Below are 18445 nucleotides of genomic sequence, written 5' to 3' on the forward strand. Positions count from 1 at the left end.
CTTGTTTCGTTTGCCGCATCCTTGCGCTGTGGACTATCGTTCGGGACGTCGCTAAACCATCACAGAACCAAACAAATGCGCGTCGAGAGAGCCACATGCCCACGCTGAACGAGATCCGCTCAACCTTTCTGAACTACTTCGCCAAACAGGGACACGAAGTCGTGGCATCAAGCCCGTTGGTTCCGCGAAACGATCCGACCCTGATGTTTGTCAATTCGGGCATGGTACAGTTCAAGAACCTGTTCACCGGCGTCGAATCCCGAGACTACAAGCGCGCCACGACAGCACAAAAATGTGTACGGGCCGGGGGCAAGCACAATGACCTCGACAACGTAGGGTATACTGCACGGCACCACACGTTTTTCGAGATGCTGGGCAACTTTTCCTTTGGTGACTATTTCAAGGCCGAGGCAATTCCTTTTGCCTGGGACCTGATCACCAAGGATTTCGGTATCGATAAAAACCGGTTGTTGACTACGGTCTATCACACCGATGATGAAGCTTTTGAAATCTGGAAAAAAGTCGGTGTTTCCGAGGATCGGATCATTCGCATCGCGACCTCTGACAACTTCTGGCAGATGGGGCCGACCGGCCCCTGCGGTCCGTGCACCGAGATATTTTATGACCACGGCGATCATATCTGGGGTGGCCCGCCGGGCAGCGCCGACGAAGACGGGGACCGCTTCATCGAGATCTGGAACATCGTGTTCATGCAAAATGAGCAGTTCGAGGACGGCTCGATGCGCGAACTCGACATGCAGTCCATCGATACTGGAATGGGGCTGGAACGGATTGGGGCACTGCTGCAAGGCAGCCACGACAACTATGACACCGACCTGTTCAAAACCCTCATCGAAGCCTCCGCACATGCCACCAATGTCGACCCCTATGGGGATCAGAACGTGCACCATCGGGTTGTCGCGGATCACTTGCGTTCCACCTCTTTCCTGATTGCCGATGGCGTGATGCCCTCAAACGACGGTCGGGGGTATGTGCTGCGCCGTATCATGCGCCGGGCCATGCGCCATGCGCATCTATTAGGGGCGAAGGATCCGGTCATGCACCGCCTGGTACCGACGCTGGTCCAATTGATGGGTGCGCAATACGGTGAACTTGGTCGCGCGCAGGCCTTGATCGAAGAGACTCTGCTTTTGGAAGAGACGCGGTTCAAGCAGACGCTTGATCGCGGCTTGAAACTGCTGGACGATGAGTTGGCTAGTTTAGCGGCGGATCAGCCGTTGCCCGGACAGGCGGCATTCAAACTTTATGATACTTATGGCTTTCCGCTCGACCTGACGCAGGATGCGTTGCGTGAAAAAGGCCGTGCGGTGGATACCGAAGGCTTTGACGCAGCCATGGCAGAGCAGAAGGCCAAGGCGCGCGCGGCCTGGGCCGGTTCGGGTGAATCTGCGGATAATGCAGTGTGGTTCGACGTTCTGGATTCTGTCGGAGCCACGGATTTCCTTGGGTATGAGACTGAAATTGCTGAAGGCCAAATCATGGCCTTGGTCGTGGATGGTGCGCTGGTCGGAAAGATCAACGCAGGCGAGTCCGGTTGGATCATTGTCAACCAAACGCCCTTTTATGGCGAGGCCGGGGGGCAGATTGGGGACACCGGTATCATTCGCAAGATCGATGACCGAATTCAGGCTGCGACAGTCAAGGACACAAGGAAATTCGCTGATGCGAAGGTCTATGCACATCTTGTGACGGTCGACGGGGGCATGATGGCAAAAGGCGATGCTGTGGAACTGGAAGTCGACCATGCTCGCCGCACGGCAATACGCGCCAACCACTCGGCCACGCACCTGCTGCATGAAGCGCTTCGGGAAACACTTGGCGATCATGTGGCACAACGAGGCTCTTTGAATGCGGATGACCGTCTGCGGTTCGATTTCAGCCATTCCAAGGCGTTGACCGATGCAGAGTTGACCAAGGTCGCTGCCGAGGTGAACAGCTTTATCCGGCAAAACACCAAGGTCGAAACCCGTATTATGACACCTGACGATGCCCGCGGGATCGGAGCCCAGGCATTGTTCGGCGAAAAGTATGGTGACGAGGTTCGCGTGGTGTCGATGGGACGAGCGGAAACCGGCAAAGGCCAGGACGGGCAGACTTATTCCATCGAGCTTTGTGGCGGCACGCATGTCAAACAAACCGGCGATATTGGCACATTCGTGCTGCTTGGTGATAGTGCATCATCGGCGGGCGTGCGGCGAATCGAGGCTCTGACCGGAGCGGTCGCTTTTGAGCATCTGACCCGGGAGGCCACCACGCTTGCCGAAGTGTCGGGAATGTTGAAAGCGCAGTCGGCGGAAGTTGCCGATCGGGTCAAGTCCCTGATGGATGAACGCAAGGCGCTACAGAACGAGGTTGCCCAATTGCGCCGGGAACTGGCTATGGCCGGTGGCGCAGGTCAGGGCGGTGGTCAGGAGGCGCGCATTGTCAACGGCATCCGTTTCGTTTCACAAGTTCTGTCTGGTGTGTCAGGCAAGGACCTGCCGTCATTGATAGACGAGCATAAACAGCGGATTGAGACCGGTGCCGTGTTGCTGATCGCAGATGCCGGTGACAAGGCGGCGGTGGCTGCCGGGGTGACCAATGATCTAATCGGTAAAGTGTCAGCGGTGGATCTGGTGCGCGCGGCGGTTGCTGAACTGGGCGGCAAGGGTGGCGGCGGTCGTCCGGACATGGCGCAGGGTGGCGGCAAGGACACCACAAACGCGGATGCGGCCATAAAGGCAGCTGAACAGGTAATTGGAGGATAGGATGGGAGCTCTCTGGATTGCGCATGTCACGGTGACAGACACCGAAGCCTACGGCAAATACGCGGAACTTGCGGGTCCTGCGATCGCCAAGCATGGTGGCAAGTTCATTGCCCGCGGCAGCCGATATGTACAACTGGAAGGAAAGGAAAGACCACGGAATGTTGTGGCGACCTTTCCGTCGCTTGAGGCTGCTGTGGAGTGTTACAACTCGACAGAGTACCAACAGGCGTTGAGCCACGCGCGGGATGCATCCGAGCGTGAGTTGCTGGTTGTCGAGACGACCGAGTAACAAAGGAAGCAATCAATTTTCCTGAGAAAAGCCCGGCCGTACGCCGGGTTTTTTTGTTTTCGGACTAGGACCGGCGGGTTTCTGCCTGTCCAGAAATCACCCCATATCAGCCACATTCCGTTTCGGATTTCCGCCTTTTTTCGGGTTCAGCACTAGGGGCAGTCGTATCGACACTGTCCAAGGGCGCCACATGCATTGCTAAAACCCTTGGATAGAGCTGTTGCGACTACACCGTTCTGACTTAATCCGAGGTGTCGCCATGCTGCCATGTGGTCGAAAACCCATCATCTTTTCGTTCCGCCGCCTTCAGCAGACCGCAATGGGAGCTCTTCTTACGGTTGTTGGTATCACCACTGGGACTGGTGCCATCGCCTTGGAGAATACCTATCTCAACGTATCCGTTTCGTTTCCCGCTCCGTCGGGAGCAAAAGACTTGTGTGAAACCTACTCGTGGGCCTGCGCGACCGTCGCAAATGCAACTGTGCCGAACGGGCAAGAGTTGAGACTGGTAAGTGACGTAAACAGCCGCGTTAATCGAACGACGCGCACGATTGAAGACCAGACACAGTATCGCAAGGCTGAAGAATGGGCTCTTCCGACGTCCAGGGGAGGCGATTGTGAGGACTTTGCCCTTTTGAAAAAGCATGAACTAATCCGATTGGGTCTTGATCCAAGGAAGCTTCTTCTTGCAACGGTGCTGGACACGCGCCGAAATTCACACGCTGTGCTGGTTTATCGGTCAGTGAGCGGGGATTTGGTATTGGATAACCTGACGAACCGGATCAAACCCTGGCGCCAAACTGGATATGTGTTCCTGCGAATGCAGGACCCAAGGCAACCACAGAAATGGGTGGCAATAAACAACAGCGGATAAAAAAGCGCGCCTTGGCGCGCTTTTTCGAGTTCGGTTTGTAATTGGAATATATGAGGCCGGTGGCGATCAGCGTTTCGAGCCACCATTTCCATTGCCGCCGGCATTTCCGTTTCCGTTACCGCCAGCGTTCCCATTTCCGTTGCCGTTCCCATTTCCGTTGCCGTTGCCGTTGCCACTGCCGTCGCCAGATTCGTCGTCATTGGCTCCGTGACCTTGACCGGGGCTAGACCCTTCGCTGCCATTGCCGCCGCCGTTGTTTCCTTTGCCTCCGCCAGTGTCACCGCCGGTATCGCCACCAGTGTCACCACCGGTATCGCCACCAGTGTCACCGCCGGTATCGCCACCAGTATCACCGCCGGTATCGCCACCAGTATCGCCACCAGTATCACCGCCGGTATCGCCACCAGTGTCACCGCCGGTATCGCCACCAGTATCGCCACCAGTATCACCGCCGGTATCGCCACCAGTGTCACCGCCGGTATCGCCACCAGTGTCACCGCCGGTATCGCCACCAGTGTCACCGCCGGTATCGCCACCAGTGTCACCACCAGGGTTACCGCCGGTGTCACCACTGGGATCGCCGCCGGTGTCACCACCGGGGTTGCCGCCGGTGTCACCACCGGGATTGCCGCCGGTGTCACCACCGGGGTTGCCGCCAGTGTCACCACCGGGGTTGCCGCCGGTGTCACCACCAGGGTTGCCTCCAGTGTCACCACCGGGGTTTCCGCCCGTGTTTCCGCCAGGTGTGCCGCTGGTATCGCCACCAGATGGGGTGCCTCCGCCTCCGAACATTGATGATCCGTCGCCGTCACCACCTTCAAGGGAATTTCCTACCGACGCTGTTGGGAAGTCGACTAGCACAGCAGCGAAACTTGGGCAGGCGTTAGTGGTACGGGCAAGTATGTCTTCAAAATCAGACCGCTTTTGAAGGTAACGGAGCATCCGCGCCTCGACGACACCACACGAACACAGCGTTTCGGTGGATACCGAGTTCTTCGCGGTATTCAGTGTGCATCGTTCGCCGGCTGCGAAGCTGGTCGAAGCAATCGCTGAAATTGACGATGTCGCCAAGATCAGTGGAATAAGACGTGCCCGTGTTTTCATTTTGTACTCCAATCACTCTGTCCAAAATCAAGTCCCTTCCATCGGGCACATGATCGCCTCAAAGAGGCCAAAACATAATCTAGCTTTCGCCATAAAGTTGCCCCAAAGGCAAGGTTGAAAATTCTTAACGATCGTGTGAGGCTTTCAATTTTTCCAACAAAAATGGGCCCTGCGAGACGCGTAGATCTCGAGGGCCTTTGGTGTGAGTTGTCTTCTAATTGAATGAAATCAGAAGATTTTGAGTGGATTGTTGATTGAAGTCAGCTTGATTTTTTTAGCATTCAGGCTGATTTGGCCATCCTTTTTCGTTCATGCGGATCAAGGAAGCGTTTTCTCAGGCGAATGGCATTGGGCGTGACCTCGACCAGCTCGTCGTCGTCGACATAGGCAATGGCTTCTTCGAGCGAAAACTGAATATGGGGCGTCAGTCGTACGGCGTCATCTGAGCCAGACGCCCGGACGTTGGTCAGCTTCTTGCCCTTGAGTGGGTTAACCTCAAGATCGTTGTCGCGGGAATGCTCTCCGATGATCATGCCTTGATAGACATCCGCCTGGGGGCCAAGAAACATGCGTCCGCGTTCTTCGAGGTTCCAAAGTGCATAGGCCACCGCCTGACCATTTTCCATTGAGATCAGAACGCCTGCGCGCCGACCCGGAATCGGACCCTTGTGAGGGGTCCAGCCGTGGAAGACCCTATTTAGAACGCCCGTGCCGCGTGTGTCGGTAAGAAACTCGCCGTGGTATCCGATCAATCCGCGTGATGGAACATGCGCGATGATGCGCGTTTTGCCAACGCCCGCCGGGCGCATCTCGACCAGTTCGCCTTTGCGGGTGCCTGTCACCTTCTCGATTACGGCACCCGAGTATTCATCATCGACATCAATGGTGACTTCTTCGATCGGTTCCAGTCTCTGGCCATCTTCATGACGAAACAGGACCTGCGGGCGGGAAATGCTGAGTTCGAATCCTTCTCGACGCATGTTTTCGATCAGTACGCCCATCTGCAATTCGCCACGACCGGCTACTTCGAAGGCTTCACCGCCGTGGGTGTCGGAAACTTGAATTGCGACGTTGGATTCAGCCTCTTTCATCAGGCGGTCGCGGATCACACGGGACTGAACCTTCTTGCCGTCCCGTCCCGCCAGCGGAGAGTCGTTAATGCCAAACGTTACCGAGATTGTCGGCGGATCGATGGGCTGGGCCGGAAGTGCCTCGGTCACTTGTGGCGAGACCAGAGAGTCGGCGACGGTCGCCTTGCTCATGCCCGCAATTGTGACAATGTCACCAGCTTCGGCTACATTGATCGGTTGTTGGCTGAGGCCGCGAAAGGCGAGGATCTTGGAGGCACGGAAGTTCTCAATGAGCGCACCATTGCGGCTCAGCGCCTTCAGGGTTTCACCGGCCTTGAGTGTACCGCTTTCGACACGACCCGTCAGAATGCGCCCGATGAAGGGATCGTTGCCCAAAGTGGTTGCCAGCATGCGGAACGGCTCGCCCTTGTGCGCCGCCTGTTTCGGAGAGGGAACGTGGTGGATGATCAGATCGAACAGCGCCGACAAATCCTTGCGCGGCCCGTCCAGTTCCACATCTGCCCAGCCAGATCGTCCAGAGGCATACATGGCCGGAAAATCAAGCTGGTCGTCGTCCGCGCCAAGATTCGCAAACAGATCGAAACATTCGTCAAGCGCGCGGTCAGGTTCGGCATCGGGTTTGTCGACTTTGTTCAGAACGACGATCGGGCGCAGCCCGAGCGCAAGCGCCTTGGACGTCACGAACTTGGTCTGCGGCATTGGGCCTTCGGCAGCGTCGACCAACAGCACAACGCCATCGACCATGCTGAGGATACGCTCCACTTCGCCGCCGAAATCGGCGTGGCCAGGGGTGTCAACGATATTGATCCGGGTGCCCTTCCATTCGACCGAGGTCGCCTTGGCGAGGATAGTGATACCGCGCTCGCGCTCCAGATCGTTGCTGTCCATGGCGCGTTCGGCCACGGCCTGATTCTCCCGGAATGCGCCGGATTGTTTGAGCAGCTCGTCGACAAGAGTCGTCTTGCCATGGTCAACGTGAGCAATGATCGCGATATTGCGAAGGTCCATGAGAGGTCAGCCTTTGAACGGAAAGTTGCCGCGCGCATAGCGCGGCAGGACACAAGATACCAGCCCAAACGCGCCGTCATTGGCTTGTGGACTGCGAAAAAAGATGAATCACCAATATTCCGATGATGATCAGGCTTAGTCCAGCAAGGGCGGGCCAATCGAGTTTTTGTCCAAATGCAACGAAGCCGATCAGAGCAATGAGAACGATTCCCAAGCCAGACCAGATAGCATAAACGATTCCCACTGGCATCACCTTGAGAGTCAGCGCCAGCAAATAGAAAGCGATCCCATAGCCGACAACGACCAGAACAGAAGGCCACAGGCGCGTGAACTGCTGACTGGCTTGCAGGGCCGTCGTGCCGATTGTTTCGGCCATCACGGCCAGAAGGAGGATCAGGTAAGCTTTGGGCATCTAAACGAAACCGTTCTCGTCACGTTGGTCAGACGTTGAACACAATGAAGGTTTCCGCCGCAAGAGAAATCGAAGGTGCTGGCACGCACCCTAGGTTAACGCGGGGTCAGGGAAACCGGACTAGCGGCGAATGCCGGCAAGGTGTATCTGACGGGTTATTGGTGAGTTCAAATGTTGATGAGTTTTCAATGACTGCTTTTGCAAAAAAGATCATTTTGATTTCGGCCGTAATAGTGGCGCTTGGGTGGCTTGCAGACGGGGGGTCCGTCGACATAGATGCAGCCAGAAATGTTGAGCGAGTGGCTAGTGTGCCGGTATAGACAGCGCTATCGAGGTCAGGAAAAGGGGCTGAGAGGCCCCTTTTCCACTTGTGAAAGAACCCAGAACGGATTTTAGTTCACGGGTTCGATCACATCGAAGAACAGTTTCAGCTGAGGTTGCAGCCATTGCCACAATTCCGGCGCACCGCGCTTTACCGGATATCCGACCCGGGATTCTAGTTGATCAAAACTGACCTGATATTCGATCCACGTGCCGCCGCCGTTTTGAAGGTTTGCAATAGGGGTTTGAATTCGGTCAACCGCTTTGCCGAACAACGCGTCCTGTGTTTCGGCGTTTTCGAATTCAAGCCAGAGATCGGTAAATTCCTCTTTTTGCGCAGAAGGCAGGAGGCCAAACAGACGTGCGGCCGCGGCCATTTCTTTTTCGGCTTGGGCCGCATGATCAACCTGACCGTGAATAGGGTGGTCTCCGGCATCGATTTCGACAATGTCGTGCAGCAATAGCATGCGCAGAACCCGATCAATCCTAACTTCGGGGTGGGCATATTCTGCCAGCACCCATGCGTAGAGCATGATGTGCCACGAGTGTTCCGCAGAATTTTCGCAACGGGAGTTGTCCAAGAGCCTGGACGCCCTGTTGACCGATTTCAATTGATCAGCGTCCAAGAGAAAGGGCAGACGGCTGGAAAAAGAAGAGGAGTGATCGGGCTGTGAACCGTTCAGCAAATCCATTGCGTGCCGGTAGGCTTCGGGAAACTCGTGACGCAGATAGGCCGCTCGCCCGCCGTTCAGATTCTCCCGTACGATCCCCATGTGGTCGGGCCGCGGGACCGGAGCGCAAAGAACCTGAAACAGCGGCTGGCACCTGTCCAAGCGTTTAGCGAAGCGGGCGTCAAGCGTTTCGTCTGCCTCGAATTCGTTCCAGAGCGACAAGAACACCGCTTTTTGATCCATAGGAAGCAAACCAAACAAAGATTCGGCTGCCGCGCGTTCCTTGATTGCCACAGACTCCCAATCTGTTTCCAAATGAATGGGATGATCGCCAACTTCAACTTCCACAAGATCATGCAAAAGCAACATCCTGATGACCCTGTCTATGGACACCCCGGGTTCTGCAATTGGGGAAAAGACCAAGGCCCACAAGGCAAGGTGCCAACTATGCTCGGCAGAGTTTTCGGGACGAGACAGATCAAGGAGAGCATTCGCGCGTTCGACCGTTTTCAACCTGTCCGCTGCTTTTAGAAAGTCGATCTGCGCGGACAGGCGTTCGGTCATTGCTTTTCCTTGGCTTGCGCCTTGTCTCTGAACTTCGACAGTTTGCCGATCAGAAATTGCCGTGCCTTACGTTCAGCCATGCGTACGCGAATTTCGGTTAGAAACGCCTCTTCGAGAGTTTGGGAAGCCGCCCCCAATACCGCGCTGACCTCCATGAACAGGCGGTCCTCATTGGTTTCATCCATCACTTTCATCGTATCCTCGGCCAGTTTTGCGGCCAGCGTTTCAACGCTCGAAGACATCAGCGGGTATTTTCCGTCAGGCGGCGTTTTACGTAGTCGGACACGTCGGTGATCAACGTGTCCATATGCTGATCCTGGAAAAAGTGATCGGCACCCTCGACTTCGGTATGGGTGATGGTGATCCCTTTTTGCTCATGCAGTTTGTTCACCAGGGAAGTCGTATCTGCGGGAGGCGCCACGCGGTCCGACGTGCCGTTGATGATCAATCCGGAAGACGGGCAGGGGGCCAGGAACGAGAAATCATACATGTTCGCGGGCGGTGAGACGCTGATGAAGCCGGTAATTTCCGGGCGGCGCATCAGGAGTTGCATGCCGATCCACGCGCCGAAAGAGAATCCGGCGACCCAGCAATGTTTCGAATTGTTGTTCATGGACTGAAGATAGTCCAGCGCCGACGCCGCGTCGCTCAATTCTCCGATACCTTGATCATATTCGCCCTGGCTGCGGCCAACGCCCCGGAAATTGAAGCGCAGAACGGTGAACCCCATATTGTAAAAGGCATAGTGCAGGTTGTAGACAACCTTGTTGTTCATGGTTCCGCCAAATTGCGGATGTGGATGCAGCACGATGGCAATCGGTGCGTCTTTTTCCTTTTGCGGGTGGTAACGGCCTTCCAGGCGGCCTTCGGGTCCGGGAAAAATCACCTCGGGCATGTGTGCTTTTGTCCTGTCTGTTTTCATGCGGCGCCGGGATATTCTTGACGGTATTCGTCGGGCACCTTAGAGCGGTTCTAATTGTCGGGCGTTGCATTGCGACGCTGTCAGTGGGAGATACGCACTGGCCGCGAGAAGGTCAATGATTTCGCGCATGTCAGGCTGAGAGGAAAGCAAATGAAACTGTCGACCAAGGGTCGTTACGCGATGGTGGCGCTCGCGGATATTGCACTTCAGCCGGCAGATGCACTTGTTACGCTGGGTGAGATTTCCGACCGCCAGGACATTTCCCTGCCTTACCTCGAACAGTTGTTCGTCAAACTTCGCCGCGCCGATCTTGTCGCCTCCGTTCGCGGTCCGGGTGGGGGATACAGGTTGGCGCGTCCTGCATCGAAAATCCGGATCGTCGAAGTCCTGGCTGCCGTCGACGAAACCGTCGACGCAATGCACAAAGGGGCAGGCGCATCCGGTGCGTCTTCTGGTAGTCGGGCACAATCGCTGACGAACCGCCTGTGGGAGAGCCTGAGCGCGCATGTCTATGTCTTTCTGCACCAGACGCGGTTGTCCGACGTCATCGAAAACGAACTTGCCCCTTGTCCCGCGGTTCCGAGCCTGTTTTCAGTTGTCGATGACTAACTGGCAGTGGCGTGACTTTGGTCAATTCCCGCCGCATTGACTTTCGCTATCCGCGCCCGACATCCTATCTGCCGCTAGAAAAGATGCATCCATGAAACGTGTTTATCTCGACCACAACGCCACAACGCCGCTTCGCCCAGAAGCGCGCGAGGCAATGGTTTCGGCGATGGACGTGTGTGGCAACCCTTCTTCTGTCCATGCGGAAGGTCGCGCTGCGAAAGCAATGGTTGAAAGGGCGCGGGTGCAGGTTGCCGAGGCGGTTGGGTGTCGGCCGCAAGAGGTGGTTTTCACTTCCGGGGCGACCGAAGCAGCGCAAGTTTTGGCCCAACGTCCGCCGGAGTGTGACGTTTTTGTAGACAGCACCGCTCATGATGCTCTCTGGTCGCACTTTGACCTGTCCAACGTTCAGGAGCGGCCTTTCGGCCCTGGACATACATTGGCCATGGGGTTGGCGAATTCCGAGACGGGAATCATTACCGATCCGCTTCCAAAGGTCGAAGGGCAATGGCCTTATGGAGCGCGTCGCGCCGATTGGCTGTTGCTGGATATCACGCAAGCGGTTGGGCGAATTCCGTTTTCCTTTGCTTGGAGTGGCGCCGATATGGCTATCCTGTCGGCGCACAAGATTGGCGGGCCTAAGGGAGTAGGGGCGTTGATCCTGCGGCAAGGCCTGGATATCGAACCGATCTTGACGGGCGGAGGTCAGGAGATGGGGCGACGTTCGGGGACAGAAAATGTCATTGGAATTGCCGGTTTCGGTGCCGCAATAGAAACCGCTGTCAGGGAACTTGCCGATGGAACATGGGGGCAAGTCGAAAAACTTAGAAACATTCTAGAAACTTGCCTTGTGGAATCGGCAAAAGAGACTATTTTTGTCGGGAAAGATGAGCGGCGCTTGCCCAACACATCCTGTATAGTTACCCCCGGCTGGAAAGGGGAAACGCAAGTGATGGCATTGGACTTGGCCGGCTTTGCCATTTCGGCGGGCTCGGCGTGTTCCAGTGGCAAGGTCAAGACCAGTCGGGTTTTGGCGGCGTTGGGATACAGCGAGGTCGAATCGGCAAGTGCCATTCGGGTGTCCCTGGGCCCGCAAACGACTGAAGATGAAATAATGCGCTTTGCCGAAACCTGGCTGAAGCTGCACAAGAAATATCGCACCCGCGCGGTGTGAACAGACAAGGAGAGGGCCATGGCGGCTTTGGACCAGACGCAGGTCAAAGATGGTGTCGACCAGGAAACCGTAGATGCGGTGCGCGAGGTCGGAACCTACAAGTACGGTTGGGAAACCGAGATCGAGATGGAATACGCACCCAAGGGTGTAAATCCAGATATCGTGCGTCTGATTTCAAGCAAGAATGACGAGCCGGATTGGATGACCGACTGGCGCCTGGCTGCGTTTGAACGCTGGTCCAAACTGGAAGAACCAACCTGGGCCATGGTCAAATATCCTGAAATTGATTTTCAGGACCAGTATTACTATGCCCGCCCTAAGTCGATGGAAGTAAAGCCCAAATCGCTGGATGACGTTGATCCCAAGCTGCTGGCCACATACGAAAAACTTGGAATTCCTTTGAAAGAACAAATGATTCTTGCGGGTATTGAAGGGGCCGAAAATGCGCCGGCCGAAGGCCGCAAGGTTGCGGTGGATGCCGTTTTCGACTCGGTTTCCGTGGGTACCACTTTTCAGGATGAACTAAAAAAGCATGGAGTGATCTTTTGCTCGATTTCCGAGGCGATCCGTGAACATCCTGAATTGGTGAAGAAATACCTTGGCTCGGTTGTGCCGGTATCAGACAATTTCTATGCGACGCTGAATTCAGCCGTGTTCTCGGACGGCTCGTTCGTCTATGTGCCGCCAGGCGTCCGGTGCCCTATGGAACTGAGCACCTATTTCCGTATCAACGCAGAAAACACCGGCCAGTTCGAGCGCACGCTGATCATCGCGGACAAGGGCTCTTACGTGTCCTATCTGGAAGGCTGCACTGCTCCTCAGCGTGACACCGCACAACTGCATGCTGCAGTTGTAGAGATCATTGTGGAAGAGGACGCCGAAGTAAAATACTCGACCGTTCAAAACTGGTATCCGGGCGACGAGAATGGCAAGGGCGGCATCTACAACTTCGTGACAAAGCGCGCGGATTGTCGGGGCGATCGCTCCAAGGTGATGTGGACGCAGGTGGAAACCGGCAGTGCCGTGACGTGGAAATACCCATCTTGTATCCTTCGCGGCGATGACAGCCAGGGTGAATTCTATTCGATCGCGATCACGAATAACTATCAGCAGGCCGATACCGGAACCAAGATGGTGCATCTCGGCAAGAATACCAAATCGCGCATCGTCTCCAAGGGTATTAGCGCGGGTCATGCCCAGAACACCTATCGCGGGCTTGTTTCGATGCATCCCAAGGCAAAGAACAGCCGGAACTACACGCAGTGCGACAGTTTGCTGATTGGGGGCAAGTGCGGCGCGCACACGGTTCCCTATATCGAAGTTCGTAACAATTCCTCACGCTGCGAGCACGAGGCGACCACATCCAAGGTGGACGACGACCAGTTGTTCTATTGCCGCCAGCGCGGCATGGACGAGGAAGCAGCCGTTGCACTGGTTGTGAACGGTTTCTGCAAGGACGTCCTGCAGGCATTGCCGATGGAGTTTGCCATGGAAGCGCAGCAGCTTGTCGCGATTTCTTTGGAAGGGTCGGTGGGTTAAACGAAGTCTTCGATCCCGACGGCGCCGCTCGCTAGATCAAGGAATGGATGCGTGACACTTCAGCCGCTTCAATCAGAACGCCCGCAGCTCATCCTGCCTCGGGACGAGGCGGATGCGTTGCGGTTGGCCTATGGCGAAGCGGATGTCATCCTTGAATACGGTGCCGGCGGGTCCACGGTTATGGCATCGGAGCTTCCCGGCACCCATATCACGTCGGTTGAAAGTGACCGGGAATGGGCGCGGACCGTGCAGGACTGGATTGATCAAAACCCACCCGCATTGGGAAGCACCGTGCAAATCATCTGGTCGGATATCGGGCCGACGGGCGATTGGGGGCATCCCGTGACGGATGAGGCTTGGAGACGGTTTCCCGGTTATGCGCTGGATGTTTGGACCCGTCCAGGCTTTCGTCACCCCGACGTCGTGTTCGTCGACGGCCGGTTTCGCATTGGCTGCGCCTTGGCAACGGCGTTCAACATCGAACGGCCCGTTACCCTGATCTTTGATGATTACGCGAACCGAAAATGGCACCGACAGGTCGAGGAGTTCCTTGGCGAGCCGGAGGTCATCGGCAGGCTTGGTGTATTTGAAGTCAATCCGACGCCGATCCCGGCAAACCGGTTGAAGAAAATCTTTCATTTCATGACCAAAGCTTGAAGACAGAACGAAAATCACACGCCCCTTGAGTGCGGGCTCGAGACGAGAACGAGGAAAACATGCTTGAAATCAAAAACCTGCACGTGAAACTTGAAGAAGAGGATAAGCAAATCCTCAAAGGCGTCGACCTGACTGTCGAAGCTGGCAAGGTTCACGCGATTATGGGGCCGAATGGGTCGGGTAAGTCTACACTCAGCTATGTTTTGTCGGGGCGCGATGGATATGAAGTAACCGAAGGGTCGGCAACGTTGGGTAGCGAGGACCTTTTGGAACTTGATCCCGAAGAACGCGCTGCGTTGGGTCTGTTCCTGGCCTTTCAGTACCCGGTCGAAATTCCCGGCGTTGGTAACATGACGTTCCTGCGCACGGCTGTTAACGCGCAACGCAAGGCGCGGGGCGAAGAGGAACTATCCGCCGCCGAATTCCTCAAGGTGGTACGCGCCAAGGCCAAGACGCTCAAGATCGACGCCGATATGCTTAAGCGTCCGGTTAATGTGGGCTTTTCGGGCGGTGAGAAGAAGCGCAACGAAATCCTTCAAATGGCCATGCTTGAGCCACGCATGTGCATTCTGGACGAAACCGACTCCGGTCTGGACGTGGACGCGATGAAATTGGTAGCCGAAGGTGTGAATGCGCTGCGGGATGAGGGGCGAGGGTTCCTTGTCATCACTCACTATCAGCGCCTTTTAGATCACATTAAACCCGATGTTGTGCACATCATGGCCGATGGTCGCATTGTCAAGACCGGCGGTCCGGAGCTGGCACTTGAAGTCGAAAATAACGGATATGCCGACATCCTGGCCGAGGTGAACTGATGGCGTTGCCCGAAGTTAAACATTCCGTCACCGTGGCTCGCTTGGCCTCTATGAGCCTTCCCGAAGCGGGGTGCACACAGGAAGCGCGGGTAGATGCGTTGTCCCGTGTGCACGAAATGGGTCTTCCAAGCCGACGGGACGAGTATTGGAAATACACACGTCCTGATACTTTGATTCAAACCGACGCCCCGAAAGCTGCAGTTTTCGTCTCGGACGAAGCAATGATGTTCGACGGGTTCGAACGTCTAAAGATTGTTTTTGTCGATGGCGTATTCGACCCAGAGGCCTCGGATAATCTGGAACTTGAAGGGGTCCGGATCGAGCGGCTGAAAGACATCTGTTGCAAGGACATCCATTGGGCCAAGGAGCTATATGGCGTACTTGAAGCGCGCGGGCAGTCACCCGTTCAGCGTCCTCTGGCAGCGCTCAATACCGCTTTTGCGGCCGACGGAGTTGCCATTCACGTCATTGGCAAGCCATCCAAGCCCATCAGCTTGATTTACACCCATAATTCAGAGGCTTCCGATGTGATTCTGCATCATGTGATCCGGGTGGAATCTGGAGCGGAAGCAACCATTCTGGAAAACGGGCCAGCGGCTTCGCGATTCAACAAATGTATGGAGATCGACATCGCGGACGGTGGCACGCTGCATCACGTTCGGGCGCAGGGGCGCGATCATGAACGCCGGGCGGTGACACATATTTTCACCCGCCTAGGCGAAGGTTCTATCTACAAGTCGTTTACACTGACCGTAAATGGTGTGCTGACCCGCAATGAACAGGTTATTGAGCTGACCGGTGACGATGCTGTCGCGCATATTTCCGGCGCATGCGTGGGCGACGGTGATTTCCACCATGACGACACTGTATTCATCACCCATGACGCCGTAAATTGCAAGAGCCGCCAGGTGTTCAAGAAAGTCCTGCGCAACGGTGCGACCGGGGTGTTTCAAGGCAAGATTCTGGTTAAAGAAGGTGCGCAGAAAACAGATGGCTATCAGATCAGCCAGTCTTTGTTATTGGATGGGGACAGCCAGTTTCTTGCTAAACCCGAGCTGGAAATTTACGCCGATGACGTGGCCTGTTCGCATGGTTCGACATCAGGTGCGATCGACGAAACGGCATTGTTCTATCTGCGGTCTCGCGGCGTTCCACACAAGGAAGCGACCAACATGTTGACGCTGGCCTTTCTAGCCGAGGCAGTCGACGAGATCGAAGACAAGGCATTGGCTGGGGATATCGTCGCACGTCTCGAAGCGTGGTTGGCTCGACGCAGCTAATGCCGGTCACATCTGACATAGTCGCCACCTACCGTGGTCCTGGACGCGTCATGCGTCGCCTCTTGGCTATGGGGCAGCGCGAGGATCGCGCCTTGGCATTTGTGATGGTCTTTTGCGCGGTAGCATTTATCGCGCAAATGCCCGGGCTTGCCCGGAAAGCTCACATGGAAGGGCTGGACCTGAACGCAACTATGGGAGGGGCATTACTGGGCTCAGTCATTCTGTTGCCGTTGCTGTTCTATGGATTGGCCTGGGTGTCACACCTGATTGCGCGACTGTTCGGGGGCGGTGGCACTGGTTATGGCGCGCGACTTGCTCTGTTCTGGGCGCTTTTGGCCTCGACGCCACTCGTACTTCTCAACGGTCTTGTTGCAGGCTTTATCGGACAGGGTGCTGCTTTGAACTTTGTTGGAATTGTTTGGCTGGTAGTATTCATGATGTTTTGGTTGTCTGGTTTGGTGCAAGCCGAGAGGACAACAGAATGAGCATGGGATTCTGGAGCGATCTGGCAAAGAAAACGGTCGTGGACCCGGCGGAGGCTGCCCGAAGATTGTTGGCGCTTGACTTGGGACGCGAGGTGCTGTGGCTCGCTCTGGCACTGGCAATCGTGCTCAACGCGGCCCTTCAGGCGACATCGAATCTAATCCTATCATCCATGGGGGTCGAGGTTCCCGCGCTTGTCGGCTCGGTGATCCCTTATGCCGCCGTAGTTGGCGGCGGTTTGATCGTGACCATTGTGGCATTTCACCAGATCGGTATCCGGATGGGGGGTACCGGGACGTTTAGTGACGTGATGGTTTTGCTTGTTTGGTTGCAGTTTCTCAAGGTCTTGGTTCAGGCCGCAGGAATGATTTTTCTGCTGACCGTCCCGATCCTGTCGGCCTTGCTGTCTGCCGTGGCTTTTCTGGTCGGCATTTACATCACCGTCCATTTTATCGATCAGGCGCATCGGCTGAACTCCCTGGCGGTTGCAACCGGCGTTCTGGTGCTTTCCATCCTGGCGATTGCCGTTTTGGCTATACTTCTTCTATCCCTCGTCGGAGGGCCAATTACGGGTACCCCTGCTTATGTATGACGTTCAAAAGATCCGCGCTGACTTCCCGATCCTATCACGGAAAGTGAACGGCAAGCCGCTGACCTATCTGGACAATGGCGCATCCGCGCAGAAACCTCAGGCTGTGATCGACGCGGTGACGCGCGCTTATGCCGAAGAGTATTCCAACGTCCATCGTGGGCTACACTTTCTATCCAATCTCGCCACCGAGAAATACGAAGCCGTTCGCGGCACGATCTCGCGTTTTCTCAACACGGGAAACGAAGACGAGATCGTAATGAATTCGGGGACAACCGAAGGGATCAACCTGGTCGCATATGGCTGGGCGATGCCGCGTATGGGACCCGGTGACGAAATTGTCTTAAGTGTCATGGAGCACCATGCGAATATTGTGCCCTGGCATTTCCTGCGAGAACGCCAGGGGGTCGTCCTGAAATGGGTTGATGTAGATGCCGATGGTGGATTGGACCCGCAAGCTGTTATCGATGCGATCGGCCCAAAAACGAAGCTGGTTGCGATTACCCAGTGTTCGAACGTGTTGGGTACAGTTGTCGATGTAAAAGCCATCACAAAAGGCGCACACGCCAAGGGTGTTCCGGTTCTCGTTGATGGCAGTCAAGGCGCCGTGCACATGCCAGTGGATGTTCAGGACATCGGTTGTGATTTTTATGCAATCACTGGTCACAAGCTGTACGGGCCGTCCGGATCGGGGGCAATTTTCATCAAGTCCGATCGCATGGCCGAAATGCGCCCGTTTATCGGCGGTGGCGACATGATCAGGGAAGTCTCTAAAGATCAGGTGATCTATAACGATCCGCCGATGAAGTTCGAGGCTGGAACACCCGGAATCGTGCAGACGATCGGTTTAGGGGTCGCGCTGGATTACATGATGGACTTGGGGATGGAGAACATCGCAGCGCATGAAGCGGACCTGCGGGACTATGCCCTTCAACGTCTTACAGGCTTGAATTGGTTGCAGGTTCAGGGCACACGGCCAGACAAGGCTGCCATATTCAGTTTCACGCTTGACGGGGCCGGGCACGCTCATGATGTTTCGACAATCCTTGACAAGAAAGGGGTCGCCGTACGAGCAGGGCACCATTGTGCCGGACCACTGATGGATCACCTTGGGGTCACGGCGACATGTCGCGCTAGTTTCGGCCTGTATAATACTCGCGATGAGGTCGATACGTTAATTGAGGCCCTGGAACTCGCGCATGATTTGTTCGCTTGAGTTCCAAACCACTCGCGGATTTTGGTATTGCACACGGGCTGGAACAAGGTTAGCTAACACCG

18 protein-coding genes and 1 pseudogene are annotated in these 18445 nt (G+C 55.7%); 12 read left to right on the top strand and 7 right to left on the bottom strand.

Annotated elements, in window-relative coordinates:
• Nucleotides 1–95 precede the first annotated feature (95 nt).
• From alaS to AC2FNB_RS06080, 3 genes are all read left to right on the top strand, one after another.
• A complete protein-coding gene (alaS, locus tag AC2FNB_RS06070; protein WP_496745100.1) occupies nt 96–2768 on the top strand; it encodes an alanine--tRNA ligase in 2673 nt (890 codons plus the stop codon).
• A 1-nt stretch (nt 2769) separates the two neighbouring features.
• Nucleotides 2770–3057, top strand: coding sequence for a DUF1330 domain-containing protein (locus AC2FNB_RS06075; protein ID WP_480750971.1), 288 nt, complete (start codon nt 2770–2772; stop codon nt 3055–3057).
• Nucleotides 3058–3376: 319 nt separating this feature from the next.
• On the top strand, nt 3377–3931 hold the full coding sequence (locus AC2FNB_RS06080) for a transglutaminase-like cysteine peptidase (RefSeq protein ID WP_480750972.1): 555 nt from the start codon (nt 3377–3379) through the stop codon (nt 3929–3931).
• Between the two features lie 66 nt (nt 3932–3997).
• Here the strand turns inward: AC2FNB_RS06080 and AC2FNB_RS06085 are convergent, their stop codons facing one another.
• From AC2FNB_RS06085 to AC2FNB_RS06115, 7 genes and pseudogenes are all read right to left on the bottom strand, one after another.
• Nucleotides 3998–5035 carry a hypothetical protein gene (locus AC2FNB_RS06085; protein ID WP_496745102.1) on the bottom strand — a complete coding sequence of 346 codons (1038 nt, stop codon included), beginning with the start codon at nt 5033–5035 and terminating at the stop codon, nt 3998–4000.
• 281 nt (nt 5036–5316) lie between these two features.
• Nucleotides 5317–7134 (bottom strand): translational GTPase TypA, encoded by a 1818-nt coding sequence (gene typA / locus AC2FNB_RS06090; RefSeq protein ID WP_496745104.1) that lies wholly within the window; start codon nt 7132–7134, stop codon nt 5317–5319.
• A gap of 76 nt (nt 7135–7210) precedes the next feature.
• Nucleotides 7211–7546 carry a DMT family transporter gene (locus AC2FNB_RS06095; RefSeq protein WP_496745105.1) on the bottom strand — a complete coding sequence of 112 codons (336 nt, stop codon included), beginning with the start codon at nt 7544–7546 and terminating at the stop codon, nt 7211–7213.
• Nucleotides 7547–7938: 392 nt separating this feature from the next.
• Entirely contained in the window at nt 7939–8559 is a 621-nt protein-coding gene (locus AC2FNB_RS06100; protein ID WP_496745131.1) for an HD domain-containing protein, read from the bottom strand.
• A gap of 75 nt (nt 8560–8634) precedes the next feature.
• A pseudogene (locus tag AC2FNB_RS06105) lies at nt 8635–9102 on the bottom strand (HD domain-containing protein); the annotation flags it as partial.
• On the bottom strand, nt 9099–9344 hold the full coding sequence (locus AC2FNB_RS06110; protein ID WP_480750980.1) for a hypothetical protein: 246 nt from the start codon (nt 9342–9344) through the stop codon (nt 9099–9101). The gene AC2FNB_RS06110 and the pseudogene AC2FNB_RS06105, both read right to left, overlap by 4 nt.
• On the bottom strand, nt 9344–9997 hold the full coding sequence (locus AC2FNB_RS06115) for an alpha/beta hydrolase (protein ID WP_480750982.1): 654 nt from the start codon (nt 9995–9997) through the stop codon (nt 9344–9346). The genes AC2FNB_RS06110 and AC2FNB_RS06115 overlap by 1 nt, the downstream gene beginning before the upstream one ends.
• 177 nt (nt 9998–10174) lie before the next feature.
• On the opposite strand from AC2FNB_RS06115, the gene iscR reads away from it, so the two are divergent.
• The 9 genes from iscR (at nt 10175) to AC2FNB_RS06160 (ending at nt 18383) form a co-directional block, all read left to right on the top strand.
• Nucleotides 10175–10633, top strand: coding sequence for a Fe-S cluster assembly transcriptional regulator IscR (iscR, locus tag AC2FNB_RS06120; protein WP_480750984.1), 459 nt, complete (start codon nt 10175–10177; stop codon nt 10631–10633).
• A gap of 91 nt (nt 10634–10724) precedes the next feature.
• A complete protein-coding gene (locus AC2FNB_RS06125) occupies nt 10725–11804 on the top strand; it encodes a cysteine desulfurase family protein (RefSeq protein WP_496745108.1) in 1080 nt (359 codons plus the stop codon).
• An 18-nt stretch (nt 11805–11822) separates the two neighbouring features.
• A complete protein-coding gene (gene sufB / locus AC2FNB_RS06130; RefSeq protein ID WP_480750986.1) occupies nt 11823–13343 on the top strand; it encodes a Fe-S cluster assembly protein SufB in 1521 nt (506 codons plus the stop codon).
• 51 nt (nt 13344–13394) lie between these two features.
• Nucleotides 13395–14000, top strand: coding sequence for a hypothetical protein (locus AC2FNB_RS06135; protein ID WP_496745110.1), 606 nt, complete (start codon nt 13395–13397; stop codon nt 13998–14000).
• A 59-nt stretch (nt 14001–14059) separates the two neighbouring features.
• A complete protein-coding gene (gene sufC, locus AC2FNB_RS06140) occupies nt 14060–14815 on the top strand; it encodes a Fe-S cluster assembly ATPase SufC (protein WP_496745112.1) in 756 nt (251 codons plus the stop codon).
• Nucleotides 14815–16095 carry a Fe-S cluster assembly protein SufD gene (gene sufD / locus AC2FNB_RS06145; protein WP_496745113.1) on the top strand — a complete coding sequence of 427 codons (1281 nt, stop codon included), beginning with the start codon at nt 14815–14817 and terminating at the stop codon, nt 16093–16095. Before sufC ends, sufD begins: the two co-directional genes overlap by 1 nt.
• Nucleotides 16095–16580, top strand: a complete 486-nt coding sequence (locus AC2FNB_RS06150) for a YIP1 family protein (RefSeq protein WP_496745115.1) — start codon at nt 16095–16097, stop codon at nt 16578–16580. The genes sufD and AC2FNB_RS06150 overlap by 1 nt, the downstream gene beginning before the upstream one ends.
• Nucleotides 16577–17170, top strand: a complete 594-nt coding sequence (locus tag AC2FNB_RS06155; RefSeq protein ID WP_480750994.1) for a YIP1 family protein — start codon at nt 16577–16579, stop codon at nt 17168–17170. Before AC2FNB_RS06150 ends, AC2FNB_RS06155 begins: the two co-directional genes overlap by 4 nt.
• The gene (locus AC2FNB_RS06160) at nt 17163–18383 is read left to right on the top strand and encodes a cysteine desulfurase (protein ID WP_496745117.1); all 1221 of its coding nucleotides are present in this window, start codon (nt 17163–17165) and stop codon (nt 18381–18383) included. Before AC2FNB_RS06155 ends, AC2FNB_RS06160 begins: the two co-directional genes overlap by 8 nt.
• Nucleotides 18384–18445: the final 62 nt, after the last annotated feature.

The organism is Ruegeria sp. BHSB058 (assembly GCF_059613285.1).

What these genes read in the sequence shown, in the direction of transcription:
- AC2FNB_RS06085 (WP_496745102.1), bottom strand. Translation starts at nt 5,035, where the DNA reads ATGAAAACACGGGCACGTCTTATTCCACTGATCTTGGCGACATCGTCA.
- sufD (WP_496745113.1), top strand. Translation starts at nt 14,815, where the DNA reads ATGGCGTTGCCCGAAGTTAAACATTCCGTCACCGTGGCTCGCTTGGCC.
- alaS (WP_496745100.1), top strand. Translation starts at nt 96, where the DNA reads ATGCCCACGCTGAACGAGATCCGCTCAACCTTTCTGAACTACTTCGCC.
- AC2FNB_RS06160 (WP_496745117.1), top strand. Translation starts at nt 17,163, where the DNA reads ATGTATGACGTTCAAAAGATCCGCGCTGACTTCCCGATCCTATCACGG.
- AC2FNB_RS06075 (WP_480750971.1), top strand. Translation starts at nt 2,770, where the DNA reads ATGGGAGCTCTCTGGATTGCGCATGTCACGGTGACAGACACCGAAGCC.
- AC2FNB_RS06100 (WP_496745131.1), bottom strand. Translation starts at nt 8,559, where the DNA reads ATGGATTTGCTGAACGGTTCACAGCCCGATCACTCCTCTTCTTTTTCC.
- AC2FNB_RS06125 (WP_496745108.1), top strand. Translation starts at nt 10,725, where the DNA reads ATGAAACGTGTTTATCTCGACCACAACGCCACAACGCCGCTTCGCCCA.
- AC2FNB_RS06080 (WP_480750972.1), top strand. Translation starts at nt 3,377, where the DNA reads ATGGGAGCTCTTCTTACGGTTGTTGGTATCACCACTGGGACTGGTGCC.
- AC2FNB_RS06095 (WP_496745105.1), bottom strand. Translation starts at nt 7,546, where the DNA reads ATGCCCAAAGCTTACCTGATCCTCCTTCTGGCCGTGATGGCCGAAACA.
- AC2FNB_RS06150 (WP_496745115.1), top strand. Translation starts at nt 16,095, where the DNA reads ATGCCGGTCACATCTGACATAGTCGCCACCTACCGTGGTCCTGGACGC.
- AC2FNB_RS06115 (WP_480750982.1), bottom strand. Translation starts at nt 9,997, where the DNA reads ATGCCCGAGGTGATTTTTCCCGGACCCGAAGGCCGCCTGGAAGGCCGT.
- sufC (WP_496745112.1), top strand. Translation starts at nt 14,060, where the DNA reads ATGCTTGAAATCAAAAACCTGCACGTGAAACTTGAAGAAGAGGATAAG.
- AC2FNB_RS06155 (WP_480750994.1), top strand. Translation starts at nt 16,577, where the DNA reads ATGAGCATGGGATTCTGGAGCGATCTGGCAAAGAAAACGGTCGTGGAC.
- AC2FNB_RS06110 (WP_480750980.1), bottom strand. Translation starts at nt 9,344, where the DNA reads ATGTCTTCGAGCGTTGAAACGCTGGCCGCAAAACTGGCCGAGGATACG.
- sufB (WP_480750986.1), top strand. Translation starts at nt 11,823, where the DNA reads ATGGCGGCTTTGGACCAGACGCAGGTCAAAGATGGTGTCGACCAGGAA.
- typA (WP_496745104.1), bottom strand. Translation starts at nt 7,134, where the DNA reads ATGGACCTTCGCAATATCGCGATCATTGCTCACGTTGACCATGGCAAG.
- iscR (WP_480750984.1), top strand. Translation starts at nt 10,175, where the DNA reads ATGAAACTGTCGACCAAGGGTCGTTACGCGATGGTGGCGCTCGCGGAT.